This is a genomic window from Maribacter litoralis (genome assembly GCF_902506355.1).
GTDB lineage: Bacteria > Bacteroidota > Bacteroidia > Flavobacteriales > Flavobacteriaceae > Maribacter > Maribacter litoralis.
In genome coordinates this window covers 3,923,346-3,937,735 of record NZ_LR733271.1, presented here as the reverse complement: position 1 = coordinate 3,937,735, position 14,390 = coordinate 3,923,346, and the positions used below count along the sequence as shown (strand labels likewise).

Sequence of the window (14,390 nt, the reverse complement as noted above, 5' to 3'; positions counted from 1 at the left end):
CTACGCCTTATTTTAATGCGATTACCTATAACTTTTTGAAATAACGAAAAATAGCATGCTTTTTAGAGCTAATTTTTGTTGAGTCCGTTTTGTAATACCGACTTAATGCCCGCTAAGTTTTCAGAAAACTCCATCATTTGAGATAGTACTTGCGCCATTTCGTTGGCATTGCCAAAACCTTTTAATTTATTGTTTTTTACAAACTGTTCTTTTATAGCAGCCCACCTAGTTGCTTCATCTGTAGTAAGTTGTCCAATTAATTCATTGTATTTCAATAAATTGGCTTCTGCCGAACCTGTAAGTGTCTGCGCTTCGTTTTCATAATGAGATCGTAATAAGGTGTTTAGCTCTTTGTCATTCATAATAGGTACAATTTGAGCAACCAATTTATTCATGTCCCTATAAGAACCTTGAAGTTTAAAAGCAGGTTCTGTTCTATATTCGTCTTGCATTGCTGCACTTTTAATATAAGTGGCATTAACCTTTAATAGTACATCTCTAACTTTTAGCACTTTTTCCAAAACCTTTTTGTATTCCTCTATTTCTTGACTAGAGTGATTCCCTTTTAATTGACCTTCATCGGTTTTAGATTCTATTTGGTTTACAATGGTATATACATCTTCGAATTCTTTACTTGCCAATTGCTGTAAGATAGGATTTGCTGTCAGTGAATTTTCAATTAAGCTTAACCTAAAAAGATGTTCCGTTTCCCCAATAATATCACCCAAGTTGTAAATATCGGCACGGTTGGCCAGCATATCTGGAATCTTAAATTTCTCTCCACTTTCCGTATACGGGTTCCCCGCCATAATTACACAGAATTTTTTACCTCTTAAATCATAGGTTTTAGGTTCATTCTCATAAACACCTTCTATTTTACGAGTACCATCAGATAAGGAAATAAATTTTTGAAGAAACTCGGGGTTACAATGTTGAATATCATCTAGATAAAGCATAACATTGTTACCCATCTCAAAAGCTAGGTTCAGCTTTTTTAATTCTTCTCTAGCCGCACTGTTATTGGCAGAAGCTGGATCTACATTGGTTACTTCATGACCAATTGCCGGACCATTAATCTTTACAAAAATTAAACCTAGCCTATTGGCAATATACTCCATCAACGTAGTTTTACCGTAACCTGGTGGAGAGATTAAAAGTAACATACCCATTCTGTCCGTACGTTTATTTGCACCAACAGTTCCTAATTGTTTTGCCAAATTATTTCCGAAAATGGGAAAGTACACTTGGTCTATTAATTTATTACGTACAAATGAGGTTAGTACCCTAGGCTTAAATTCTTCTAACTTTAAATCGTTTTTAAGTTTTTCTGTAATTTCAAGTTTTGTCTTTTTAAATTTTTGAAATGCAGGTACCTCATTGGTAGCAAACAATCTCATTCTTGATACAAAATCATGATAATTGAAAAAGTATGTTCCATTATCAATTGTAGTATGAGAACCTCTTAACTCCTTAATCGTTTCATTTGGAGAAACAGCCTTAATTTTAGAGGCAGATTCGTCTCTGAACAATAAAGCGCCAACAATTTCATGTTCATACCTTTTAAGGTCTACACCAGAGTGCTCTTGTTTCGTGGTTTTCAAGTAGGCGGCTACCCATTGTTTTGCTAAACGCACCTTGTCCTCTAAACTAGAGACTTCCTCAATACTCTTTCTAAATTTTAAATCTGCCTGACGAGATTTAAGATTCTTTAAAAAATCTTCTTTAAGTTGTATCGCCAAACTACTATATACAAACTCAGAATCTGACCTGAGTTCTTCAAAAAGATAAGCAGCAATGTCAGCGCTTAATAACGGGTCGTAAATACTGGTTTTTTCTGCGAATTCAGCTACTAAATCCTGTAATTTTTGAACTACCGAAGCATATTCGTTTGATGAAGGAAAATAATGCAAAACTTCGCCTGCCGTCTTAAGGCTCTTATCCAATTCATTTTTTACATCAGCACTTAGATTATTCCAGAAAAATTGGGCATAACCCCTAATTTCTGGTCTATAGGTCAACAAACCTAACTCATGGTGCTTATGTACTAATAGTTTAAGTATTCTTGATGCATCAACATCATGAACACCCTTTATGTAACCTTCTGAAAAATCATTTCTACTCTGTTCTTGAACAATTTTCAAAAGTTCCTCATCATTAAGAGATAGAAGTTGTTCCTCATTAAAATTGGAAAACAATTTGTAGGCTAAATATGCTCCTCGGTAGATTTCATCTGTTTCAGATACATACTCTTGATTCCATAAATGCCTGTTATTTACAAACTCCTCATTGTTTAGTTTTTTGTAAAAATCTGTTCCCGTTAAGTGGTAGTTTAGCTCATTGTCATGAAAAACAATGGTAAGGTCTAGTTGTTGTTTGTTTACGCCAAATTTGTGTTTGCCCAACCTTATAACACTGTCACCATCTTCATAAAGGTCTAGTTTGTCCTTAAGTTTTCTAAGGGCATCTTCTCTGGCTGTCTTAAGTTGCGTTTCTATCTCTTCAGCTTTACCGCTATCATCTAAGTCTTGAAGTTGCGCAATGATGTCACGGAGCTTATTGATCATTAAATCTGATGCAAAGTAGCCATTGATTTCAACTGCAGACTTAAAACTCTGCGCTTTCTTTTGTACCCCTTTTAAAATTCTTTTAGAGGCATTGGTCAATGCGCTTGATTTTTTATTTCGCTTTTCAATCAACGAATTTTTTCGGGCATCAAAAGCGGAATAAACTTCCTCTCTCTTTTCAATAATGATTTCAATAAACTCCTCAAAATCAGTAAATTTTCCCTCAAGTTCTTCTAATTGAATAGATGTTTTGGTTTGATATTCATCGCACTTTTCTGGAGTGGATGCCATATCAATGTAATTGATGATACTCTGATCAATCAATTTTAACTGAGCGGCAAATTCTGCTTTTGCTTCAGCGATTCCCAAAGAATTTCTTTTGTTCTTTAAAGCAGCCTTTAGCTCGTTAATGGTAGAAAAAATTAAAGATATATCATCAATAATTTTGGTAGAATGCGCAGTATCTTCAATTTCTAGATTCGATACTATATCGATCAACATTTCCAGATCGGTACTGATATCGTTAATTTCTTCCTCCTTTTTCTTAGCTTCAATTACCTTTTCAACTCCATCTATAAATTTCTTTTTTTCATCTAACGCCTCATGATAGGGTTGTAAAGCATTTGGATTCAATAAAAACTGCACACAGCGCTCAGAAATCTTTTTTGTCTGTACCTCAATTTCCTCTTCTAAAGATTTTAGATATTCAAGATCAATGTACCTAACCTCCTTCAAGGATATGACCTCGCCTCTGGTTGAACGCAACCTTGTTAAAAGAGCAACGAATTCATCAATACTCTTAAATGATGTGCTCTTTATCTTATTAAAAAGTTCGCTAGAATTCTTTTGAATTTCTTTTGACTGGTTTTGGGCATTTTTACGAAGTTGAACAACCTTCTCAAATTCATCTATTGCGGCATTAGAAGCCTTGTTTATTTCTTGTAACGGAATGTTGAGCTGATGCGTTTCGGGTTCTGGCAACCAATAGTAAGCATCTAAAATATCTTTAGAAAACTTCGCTAGATCATTATAGAGATCGGCATAATTATCATTCTTGTTCAGTAAGGTAATTAGGCTGTTTACTTCTGCCATAGCCCTTACAATATCTTTGTTGCCAATTTTGTACAGCAAAGTTTCTTCATGCTGAGATGGCATATAATCACCCTTTAAATAAGGAGTTTGCCAAATTTGAACCACGTGGTGCTTTGTTTGCTCCTGCTCTGTTTTAAAATAGCAGAGTTCCCCATTTTCTAAGATGGTAAATCCGTTACAAATGATTGGTGTTTTTATAACCTGACTAATGATGTTGAAAGACATGAGATTATAGAGTCCTTCATTAGCTGCATAAAAAACATACAGAAAATCTTCACCATTAGGTGATACAATACGTTGCTGAAATTTTACATTCGGTATAGCATTGTCAAAAATGTGATACTCCCCTGTTTGTAAATAATAACCAGTAGGGAAAATGATACCCTGATCATCAGGAAGAAGTATACAGGCATCTTTTATCGATTCTATTTTTTGAACCTCCTTCATTTTATCGTTAAAGACAAAATAACGCGATGATTCTTGAAAAGGTTTTATTTCTAGAACCAATAAGTTTCCTAAATCTCCAAATCGGTATTGACCATCATCTAATGTCTGGTCTACATATTCAACAGGTTCGTCTAATATACCTTTGCCCTCTTCGGTATTATCTTCAATTTTTATGGTAAGATCACCTCCAATAGTTTCTACGAAAACTCGGTCTTTAATGGAAACGTGAGAATGCACACCATAACGATGCATGTCTCTACTTGCCTCTTGCCATTTAAATTCTTGCTGAACAGGAAACTTATATTCGTGTTCACTTCTATTATCAACATACTTTAAAGTATTGTTGACCAATAACCATTTAAAGGTTTTTATATCCGTTGGGCTATCACTTAGGAGAAAGACCATATGAAGATAATTGCCAATTATAGCGAAGTTGGAAAAAATAGTATTACGGTAATATTTATACAGATTGGTAAAATCTGTTGTAAAGGTTTCATCTTCTAAAAGACTAAGGTCTGTTGCCTTAAAACTATTGTTTTCAAAATGGTAGCAACTAAAAACATCTTTTATGTTAATTTCGGTTCTAAGACCAAAATGAACGTTATACCCAAACAGACAGGTATTACCAAAAGAAACAATGTCGCGTGCTATGCAATTGTTTTCTGTATTGATTCTATCATTGGCAATCAGCTTTGTTTCTAACGAGCCAAAAACGGTTTTTCTATCGTTATTAAGTTGTATCAACTTACTTTGCAACTGCTCCTTTTGCTTTTGCAATCGGTTTTTAATTACATCATAGGTGCCACCATCTAAGATATGCTCTTCTGTGTTTGCTGTTTGGGCTTCTTCTGCCATAAAAATAATTAGGCTTTTGAGTTACATTAATAATTTACTAGTGAACAATAGATAAAAAACTAAGGTGATTACCTCAGTTTTTTATCGCTCATACCTAAACCTTTTGCAAGGTTGAACAAGTTGCTAAAAAGTGTTTGTTCATCATTGTCATTAGATTTGGATTTTAGATCCATCAATAAATTAGCAATGGTTAAATTCTTAAGGTCGTCAGATGATATTCCGTATTTATCAGCAAACTCTTTCACTTTCTCAAGTAAGTTGCCCTTAACATCATCACTACCTAAAATAGCATCTTTTACATCTTGTATATTGGTACTATTGGCAACTAACCTGTCATAACCCTTACCTTTTGTAATTTGCCCAATAATTTGATCGAAGAACATAGTTTCACCACCAACAATATCAATTTTGGCAGCTTTCAATGCATCTCCAATAACTTGAGCTTGTGCATCGGCAATATCTTTCTGAATATTAATTTGTGCCAGATCAATTTGTAATTCTTTGTCTAAACGCAATTTAAACTCTTCATGTTCTTTACCAACACCATCTAATTTCTTCATTGCATTCGCTTTTTCTTCGATACCGGCAGCATCGGCTAAAGCCTTCTCTTTTATTACGTCTGCTTCGGCTAAACCATCTTTACGTTTTGCCTCTGCCTTCGCCTCTATACCAGACGCTTCAGCTTTTGCTTTTTTCTCAATAATAAGAGCCTGTACTACACCTTCACGCTCATAAGCGTCTGCTTTGGCATGCATTACTTGAGCTTCAGACATACCCACTGTAGCTTCTTCTTTTGCTTGAGCTTCTGCCAAAATTTTTCGTGCTTCAGCTTCTTTTTCACTAGCTTCCTTATGTGCCAATGCCTCAATGTTAATCTCTTCAGCTTTTTGTTTCGCCGCTTCTTTTTGAGCTTCGGCAGCTTTGATCGTTTTGATTAAATCTTCTTGAGCGTTTGCTTCCGCTATTGTAATTTTAACTTGTTTCTCACGATCAGCAGTCTTGAAAGCTTCAATATCTTTCATGTTTTCTTGCTCTTCCACTACTCCTTTTTCCAGGGTAACGCGATCACGAATAACATCTTGAATATTCTTCTTTTCCACTTCAACTACTTTCTCCTTTTCTATTTGAGCCAGAGTCACTACTCTTTCTCTTTCGGTAGCTTCAAGTAATCTATCTTTCTCAACTCTTTCCGTTTCAACAGCATCAGTACGTTGTTTGTTCTTTAAGGCAACAATTATTTGACGCTCCATATTCTCTTCAGCGACCTTTACCTTTTCTTGCGTTGCTATACGTGCGGTTTCAGATTTTAAACGCTCTTCTTCAGCTACTTTTAAAGTTTCTGCCTCTTCCCTAGACTTTATGTTGGAAATCTCTCTTTTTTGTTGCTCTTCTTTTTCTGCAAGTTGCTTATCAAGTTCTAAGATAGCTTCGCGAGCTTCAACATCTTGCTTACGGATAACCTTCTCCTCATCACGCTTAATAAGGTTGGCTTTAATGTTCTGTGCGGCAGTTAAATCGGTTATCTTCTTAATACCTTCCGCATCAAGAATATTATCCGCCTTTAAATGGGCAACGGCAGTTTGTTCCAAGTAATCGATAGCGCAATCTTCTAAGGTGTAGCCATTTAGGTCAATCCCGATAATATCAACAATTTCATCTCTAAACTCTCTACGCGCTTCATACAATTGAATAAAATCGAATTTTTTACCAACTGTCTTTAAGGCTTCAGAGAATTTGGCTTCAAAAAGTTCTTCTAAAGTTTCTTGTCTAGAAGCTCTTTGCACACCAATGGTCTGCGCTACCTTTTTAATAAGGTCTACCTCATTGTTTACCCTAACAAAGAAAGCAACTTTAATATCTGCACGCATATTATCTTTACAGATAAGACCTTCGGTAGCAAGTCTTTCAATTTGAATTTTCTTTACCGAAATGTCCATTACTTCAACGCGATGAAAGACAGGAACCACATAAAGACCTTTATCGGTGGCTACTTTTGTACCTCCAAATCCGGTTCTTACCAAGGCTTGACCTTGATGAACCTTTTTGTAGAACATGGCAATAATTGCAAAATAAACGATGATAAGGAAAAGAAGAACTCCTAGACCTATACCAATAATTGAAAAGATGGATTCCATAAATGATTTAAGATTTATTGATTATAAGATTGAACTAAAAAGTGTGTGTGATCCGCAGATCGTTTAATGATCAAGACCGAACTTCCATAGGTAAGTGGTTTACGGTCAAGTGATTTTACGTAGATAGAATGGCTGTTGCCATCTGCTTTTACCTCTGCATTGCCCAGTTTATCTTCACTTATACTGGATAACATAATTGCTTGCCTCCCTAAAAAATCTACAGGGGCGTCTCCATCCTTATTTAGTTGTTTAAAAAATCCTTTAAATGGTGTGGTAAGAATTTTATTGATAAACAAAGCCGGAAATAGTAGCGCAATCATAATTACAAAACCAATATAATTTTCATAGGTACCGGTAAGTGTAGTGAGTATGGTGGTAGAAAACCACCAAACAAAAATCCAAAAGGTAAACGTGAACATAAACGGTAAGCCTACAAAATTGAAATAAATGAGAAATATTTGCCATCTTTTTAACGGCTTACGTTTCTTGCCTATAACATCGTCTTTATTGACTTCTGCATTTGAGATATCTTCAAAATCTAGATTGCCGCCTTCAATACCGGCATCAAAATCGATGTCAGCATCTACTTCTATATCTACATCTAGGTCATAATCAAGACCACCGATCATGGTAATGATCCAGTAGACAATTAGAAGTATCAGCAAAACGGTCAGAGTAATGTTTACCTCAGAAAATAATATGTCGGTCAGTTGATTCAAATTTTTATTTTTTGGTTTTTGTGAACCCTAGTTGTTCTTTTAATTTTTGAAGTTCGTCATCTGCGGCAGCTTCAGTAGTATCTGCAGCTTTGTCAAGTTCTTCATCTATAGATTTACTTGCATTGGCAATATCACCGTAAGCTTCGGCCAAAGCCTCTTCTTGAGCAATTTTTTCTTTCATTCGCTCAAGCATAGAAACCGTACCACTACTATCTAATTCAGCCATTTGCTTATTTAAGTTTTTGGTGGCATTACTTACTTTAACTCGGGCTTTTAACGTTTTAAGTTCGTTTTCCCAATTGTTTATATTCGCCTTTAAAGCTTCAACATTACCTTGCATTTGGCTTACGTTTGACTCAAACTTTTCGGTTTCTGCTTTAGTAGCTTCCAATTGTTTCTCGTTTGTTTCTTTTTGCATTAGAGCTTCTTTTGCAAGTCTGTCCGCTTCGGCTGCGTCCAATTCTTTACTATTGGCCTTCTTTAGAATGATAATAGCTTTATCTTGATATTCCTTGGCTTTGTTCTTATAAACGTCTTGATCGTTCTTAGAACGTATAGCAAGTGCTTTTACTTGTGCAAGGGCCTCTAAACTTTTTTCCAAGTCCAGTTTCATATCCCTAATGCCCTGTTCCGTCATCTTAATGGGATCTTCCATTTTGTCAATAGCCGAATTGGTTTCAGCCTCTCCTATTTTAAATAGTCTTTTAAATATATTCATGATTTTATTGTTTTTAATATTTAGAAAATTCAATGATTTTGTCTGAGTATTCACTCATTAATAAGCTTAAAGAATTTAGACTAGCTTCAAATTCGTTCAAGTCCATATTCTCGATTTGTAATGTATCTCTGAATATAACGCGGTTTGCTGTTTCATCTAAAACAAAGGCCCCATGAATGATATCTCTATTTTTTTGGAGTAAGTTTTTGAAGATTTTTTCGGATTGATTATGAACAGAAAATATAAATTGTTCCATAATCAAAATTGGTGGCGATACCCCTAATATCAGATTTTTTATTCCAGAGTCTTCTTTCTCAACAACCATAATTCCGTCTGCCCTGTTCTCTTTTACAATATTAAAATTCAGTTCAAGCAGGTAATCTCTGGTTATATTAAAGTGGTTTTTCATTTGTGTTGGTTTTTGTAAGTGGATTCTTAAATTCAATAATACAAAATAATATTGGTGCGTTTTCCTAAATTGACAATAGGAGCGCTAAAATGTAAATAACTACGACGAACATAATATTGAGTTTTTAAAATTGGTTAAACAAAAATTAATAGCTCAAAATAATAGCAATTCAAATATTTATTGCTAATTTTGTTAGACAAATATAAATAAATATTTATCATTTGCAAATATAATTAGCAAAAAAATGTCATATTTCGGTAAAAATATTAGGAAAATAAGAAGTTTAAAAAGTCTTAGTCAGCAAGCATTTGCAGAGCTATTCGACTTAAAACGAGGTACTTTAGGAGCTTATGAAGAAGGGAGAAGTGAGCCAAAACTAGAAACATTGATAAAAATTGCTAATTATTTTAGCATTCCTATAGATGACTTGCTAACAACCGAATTAACGGTAAATAATTTATTAAAGTTCAAAGGTAATTTAACTGTTGAGCAAGACCTTGGTGAGCAAGAATTCTTCATAAAAGTTCCTTGTATAACAGCTTTGAATCAGGGAGATTATATGAAGTATTATAATAAAGATTCTTACATACAAGATTTGCCGTTTTTGTCTTTACCCATTAATCCTGATAAAAAATTTAGGGCGTATACTGTTCAGAATTTAGAAATGAGTAGAAATGAATTGGGAATGTTTCCAAAAGATATTGCTGTTGGAGAATGGGTGCCATCTACCGTGTATTCAAAACTTAATAATGGCACTTTGGTTTTTATTGTTACAGAAAGCAACATCATATTAAGAAGATTGTTTATTACGAATGACAACTTTGTGTTACGGGCAGATCATAAAAATGTGGAAGATGTAGAACTGAAATTGAAAGATATTAAAGAAATGTGGCGCGTAAGATATGTATTCTATCACAGGTTGCCCGAGACCAATTTTAATATAGAAGAAAAACTATTTCAATTGGAGAAAGATTTCGATAGACTTAAAAATGAGCGATAATAAAAAAAGCCCTTCATCACTGAAGGGCTTTTTCTTAAACTTGAATGTATATATGTCTTAGATAACTTTTACGTTCACTGCGTTTAAACCTTTGTTACCTTCTTTAAGTTCGAATTCAACTTCATCGCCTTCGCGAATTTCATCGATTAAACCAGAAATGTGTACAAAGTGATCTTTCTCAACTCCTTCTTCAGTAATAAAACCGAAACCTTTTGTGTCGTTGAAAAATTTTACTGTTCCTTTACTCATTGTAATGTAATTTAATTTATAATACTTATTAGTAAGCAAAGATGACGCCAATAGTTGACAATGAGCGGTTATTAATCGGTTATATTCTTTTTTTGGGAATACTTTAAGAGTTTTCTGCTCAAAATGAAGCATTTACCTGCTGTAAAACTGAATAGTTAGTCTAGGTTTCTTGAAAATAGCCATGCCCTATCTATAATTATGATATGATTTATGAAAGAATCATTTATCATACCATTATAAATATTTTGATACATTAGTAAAAACAACAAATAATCAACTCAATTCATTCAACGACATGAAAATTATATTTCACTTAAAAAAGGCTTGCTTAGGTATTACCTGTATGATATTTTTTGTTTTTAGTGTAACAGCGCAAAAACCAAAATTTGACATCTCTAAAGACTTATTGTTGGTTCAGTTAGATTGTAAAACCGATATCGATGATCTTCATACAGCGGCTGGTTTGGCAACGCTTTTAAAACACCCAGATTATAAGAACCTTAATTATTATGCTATTGCCGGCACCTATGGTATTCAAAAAGGATTATATGTTCCGCCAAACGAATTAATGAAATTGGCGTTCAACGAAAATTGGGCAGATGCCGATGCAAACTGGGAAGCATCTGTAGAAAAAATCGCAAAATTGGTATCAAAGACCATTAAAAACGGTGGAGATGTATGGGTTGCCGAAGCGGGTCAGTCCGATTTTACTGCAGATTGGGTAAAGCAATTATCGCATCAAAATGCATCTATCAAAATAAAGGAGAACATACATGTAGTTCAGCATAGTGATTGGAACGAATCTGTTACCGAACCAACGAAGTTAAAGTACACCCAAACAGTAACTGATTATCATAAAATACCCGATGGCAATGCAGTAGGCAATGGTACTCCAGGTTTCAAATCTAAGGGTAAAGTGGATTGGGAAGCTAAAATTCATAACGACCACTTAACAGAAGTATGGAATACGGCTATACGATTGGGAAATAAGTACAATGGTAAAGACGGAAGGTATTTAAATAAAAGTGTGGCAAACGACGGATTGGATTTTTCTGACCTTAGTGAAGTTTGCTATATACTTAACTTAATGGGTATTAAAAACACAGATGAATTCTTCACCTATTTTAAAGTGGAGTAACAGTATATTTTAATTTTAAAAAGGCTTCTTGCAATTTTTTTGTAACGGAGCCTTTTTTGTTTTCCGTATATAATATGTGGTCATCAATTTGTTGTATTGAAGCTATTTGCACAGTGGTACCTGTTAAAAATGCTTCGTCAACATTCAGTAAATCGGTAGTTTTTATGGGTGTTTCTTTTACTTCGATATTCAAAGATTTGCAAAGTTCTAAGACCGCTATTCTAGTGATACCATTTAGAATGAACTCATCGGCTGGATGTGTAAATACTGTTCCGTTTTTTACGAAAAATAGATTACAGTGAGAACCTTCGGTGAAAACGCCATTTCTGTGCATAATGGTTTCATAGCAATCATGTTGTTTTGCTTCATCGTTCAGCATTACATTACCTAATAACGACGTCATTTTGATATCGCAACGAGACCATCTGAAATCGTTTCTTGTGATTACCTGGGCATTAACTTCATTATTGTCGGGCAATGTTTTAGGGAATGCGAACATCATAACGGTTGGTATTGCCGTTTCTGGGTACGCATGTTTTCTAGGGGCCACTCCCCTCGTAATTTGTATATAGAGCATGTAATCTTGACCCTTAAGATTAGATGCGGATATAAGTGCATCAATTGCTTTTGGTAAAGAGCTTGTATCAAACTCGATATTTATTTTTTTTAGTCCATCTTTTAATCTGTCAAGGTGTGCATCATAATAAAATAATCGTCCGTTTATGTTTGCGATAACCTCGTAGATTCCGTCACCAAAAATAAAACCCCTATCAAAAACTGAAATTTTAGCATCATGGGCATCTTTTATTTCTCCGTTTAAATAAACTTTTTCTGGATATGCCATTTCTTATAGCTAGGGTTTAAGGTGATTTATTTTTATTGGATAAATATAATACTTGACGAATAAAATAAAGTGGATACGAAATTAAAAAGCAGCTAAAAGTAGCTGCTTTTTATATAATAAGATATAGTATTTAGTTCTTGGCAAGTGCAGTTTCGGCATACGTAACGCGATAAATGGCATCACCATAGTCATCTGAAATCAACATAGAACCATCTTCTAGCATCAGCATGTCAACCGGTCTGCCCGAAGCTTTTTGAGCTACTTCATCTAACCAGCCATCAATGAAAGGCTCACTATTTACGACAGCACCATCTTCAATATCTACCATCATTATTCGGTAACCTACTTTTTTACTTCTGTTCCAAGATCCATGTTCGGCAATAAATGCTTTTCCTTTATATTCTGCTGGAAACATATTTCCGGTATAGAATTTAATACCTAATGGAGCAACATGGGCATCTAATTGTAATGCCGGTTCCACAAAATCAGAACAAGGATGTAAATCTCCGAATTCTGGGTCTTTAACTATACCACCATGACAAAAAGGATAGCCAAAATGCTGTCCTGCTTCGGTTACTGTATTCAATTCGCATGGAGGGATATCATCGCCCAACATATCACGACCGTTATCTGTAAACCACATTTGTTTAGTGTCAGGATGCCACGTGAAACCAACAGAGTTACGTACGCCTCTAGCATAAATTTCACGGTTAGTTCCATCAGGATTCATTCTTGAAATAGTAGCGAACCGATCATCTTCATCCGTTCTATTACAAATATTACAAGGTGCACCTACCGGTACATATAATTTATCATCAGGTCCAAAGGCAATATACTTCCATCCGTGGTGAAATTCCGTCGGAAAATCATCATATATTAATTCCTTTTCTAATTCTCCGTCCAATTGATCCTCAATATTTGGATATTTCCACAGATTACCTACCTGTGCCACATATAGATCTCCGTTTCTCATGGCAATACCATTAGGTACTTCCATAGTATCTAAAACCATTACATTATCAGCTTTAAAATCTCCATTGGTATCTTGTATGGCGTAAATATTATTTTCTGTTCTGGTACCAACAAAAAGGGTGCCTTCATCACCCATAGCCATAGAGCGTGCGCCATCTACTCCCCTTGCATAGACTTCTATTTGAAATCCTTCCGGTAGGTTTAATTCTAATAATGCCAAATCCATACTGTCCAATGCTACATTTTCAGCATTGTTCTGTGTATTTTCTTTCTTAGCTTCTTTACAAGAATGCAATGAAATTACCACCGTAATCGCCATTGCAAATTTTAAAAACGAAATTTTCATATTCTGGTTGTTTAGTATGGTGCAAAGATACGCATCGTTAATTGTATAAAGATGTTGAAAATTATAACACAAAAAAAAGCCAACCCTAATTAAATTAGAATTGGCTTAACATTCAACCAAACAACTTCTTTTTATTATGAATTTGCATCCATAGCCTTTGCTATTAAAGTATCTCCTTCGATAATTTCAAATGTGCGATTTATAGCAGCATCGTCATGTAAAGATCTTACTAAAGTTTGTGCTACATCATCTCTGGTAATAGATCCTCTTTTATTCAATTTATGCTCTAATTCAATTTTACCAGTACCCGAATCATTAGTCAATGAACCAGGTCTAACTATAGTGTACATAATGTTGGCAGATTTTAAATATTCATCTGCATTATGTTTAGCTTCCAAATATTGCTTTAATTCATCGCTCTCTTCGGGGTTATCTGCTCCCATAGAGCTCAGCATAACAAATTTCTTTACGTGAGCTTGTTTTGAGGCGTCAATAAGGCTCTTGGCTCCTTCTTGATCTACTTCCACTACTTTTTTACCGCCCGATCCAGCTGCAAATACTACTTTATCTATATTTTCTACCGTATGTGAAAGGTCTTTTTCCAAATCGCCCAAAACGGTCTTTATATTATCTTTTTTAAACTGCTCTTGTTGTTCTTCTTTTCTTACCATAGCAATAGGCTCAAAATATTGAGAACTTTTTAAAAGGTTAACTATTTTTTTTCCTGTGGTACCGTTAGCACCAGCAACTAATACATTTTCCATTGTCATTTCTTTATATGCAAGTTAGCTAAATTCAATATGGGCTATTAACGTGTTAACCCAATTTGTTAATCCAAAAAAAGTGTTGAATTTTTCAGTAATACTATTACCGAAATGAGCACACATAACACTGCTTTGTGT

11 protein-coding genes are annotated in these 14,390 nt (G+C 34.6%); 2 read left to right on the top strand and 9 right to left on the bottom strand.

Features of this window, described 5'->3' with window-relative positions; all coding sequences use genetic code 11:
- Positions 1-68: 68 nt before the first annotated feature.
- The 5 genes from EXIGUO8A_RS16675 to EXIGUO8A_RS16655 all read right to left on the bottom strand — a co-directional run bounded on the left by EXIGUO8A_RS16675 (position 69) and on the right by EXIGUO8A_RS16655 (position 8,939).
- Positions 69-4,958, bottom strand: a complete 4,890-nt coding sequence (locus tag EXIGUO8A_RS16675) for a DNA repair ATPase (protein WP_159304030.1) — start codon at positions 4,956-4,958, stop codon at positions 69-71.
- A gap of 68 nt (positions 4,959-5,026) precedes the next feature.
- Positions 5,027-7,093 (bottom strand): flotillin family protein, encoded by a 2,067-nt coding sequence (locus EXIGUO8A_RS16670; protein WP_116769049.1) that lies wholly within the window; start codon positions 7,091-7,093, stop codon positions 5,027-5,029.
- Between the two features lie 14 nt (positions 7,094-7,107).
- A complete protein-coding gene (locus EXIGUO8A_RS16665; RefSeq protein ID WP_116769048.1) occupies positions 7,108-7,812 on the bottom strand; it encodes an OB-fold-containig protein in 705 nt (234 codons plus the stop codon).
- Positions 7,813-7,816: 4 nt separating this feature from the next.
- A complete protein-coding gene (locus EXIGUO8A_RS16660; protein WP_116770110.1) occupies positions 7,817-8,530 on the bottom strand; it encodes a PspA/IM30 family protein in 714 nt (237 codons plus the stop codon).
- A gap of 13 nt (positions 8,531-8,543) precedes the next feature.
- Positions 8,544-8,939: a type III secretion system chaperone family protein gene (locus EXIGUO8A_RS16655; RefSeq protein ID WP_116769047.1), complete on the bottom strand. Its 396-nt coding sequence runs from the start codon at positions 8,937-8,939 to the stop codon at positions 8,544-8,546.
- 244 nt (positions 8,940-9,183) lie between these two features.
- Here EXIGUO8A_RS16655 and EXIGUO8A_RS16650 point away from each other — a divergent pair, with 244 nt between their 5' ends.
- Positions 9,184-9,939 carry a helix-turn-helix domain-containing protein gene (locus EXIGUO8A_RS16650; protein ID WP_159304029.1) on the top strand — a complete coding sequence of 252 codons (756 nt, stop codon included), beginning with the start codon at positions 9,184-9,186 and terminating at the stop codon, positions 9,937-9,939.
- 57 nt (positions 9,940-9,996) lie between these two features.
- Here EXIGUO8A_RS16650 and EXIGUO8A_RS16645 read toward each other — a convergent pair whose 3' ends face one another.
- Positions 9,997-10,188, bottom strand: coding sequence for a cold-shock protein (locus EXIGUO8A_RS16645; protein ID WP_027067037.1), 192 nt, complete (start codon positions 10,186-10,188; stop codon positions 9,997-9,999).
- 295 nt (positions 10,189-10,483) lie between these two features.
- Here EXIGUO8A_RS16645 and EXIGUO8A_RS16640 point away from each other — a divergent pair, with 295 nt between their 5' ends.
- Positions 10,484-11,326: a hypothetical protein gene (locus EXIGUO8A_RS16640; protein WP_159304028.1), complete on the top strand. Its 843-nt coding sequence runs from the start codon at positions 10,484-10,486 to the stop codon at positions 11,324-11,326.
- Here EXIGUO8A_RS16640 and EXIGUO8A_RS16635 read toward each other — a convergent pair.
- The 3 genes from EXIGUO8A_RS16635 to EXIGUO8A_RS16625 form a co-directional block, all read right to left on the bottom strand.
- Positions 11,313-12,170 carry an aminotransferase class IV gene (locus EXIGUO8A_RS16635; RefSeq protein WP_159304027.1) on the bottom strand — a complete coding sequence of 286 codons (858 nt, stop codon included), beginning with the start codon at positions 12,168-12,170 and terminating at the stop codon, positions 11,313-11,315. The two genes, EXIGUO8A_RS16640 and EXIGUO8A_RS16635, sit on opposite strands and share 14 nt — an antisense overlap.
- 130 nt (positions 12,171-12,300) lie before the next feature.
- Positions 12,301-13,488 (bottom strand): PQQ-dependent sugar dehydrogenase, encoded by a 1,188-nt coding sequence (locus EXIGUO8A_RS16630; RefSeq protein ID WP_159304026.1) that lies wholly within the window; start codon positions 13,486-13,488, stop codon positions 12,301-12,303.
- Between the two features lie 134 nt (positions 13,489-13,622).
- Positions 13,623-14,252, bottom strand: coding sequence for an SDR family oxidoreductase (locus EXIGUO8A_RS16625; protein ID WP_159304025.1), 630 nt, complete (start codon positions 14,250-14,252; stop codon positions 13,623-13,625).
- Between the last annotated feature and the right edge of the window lie 138 nt (positions 14,253-14,390).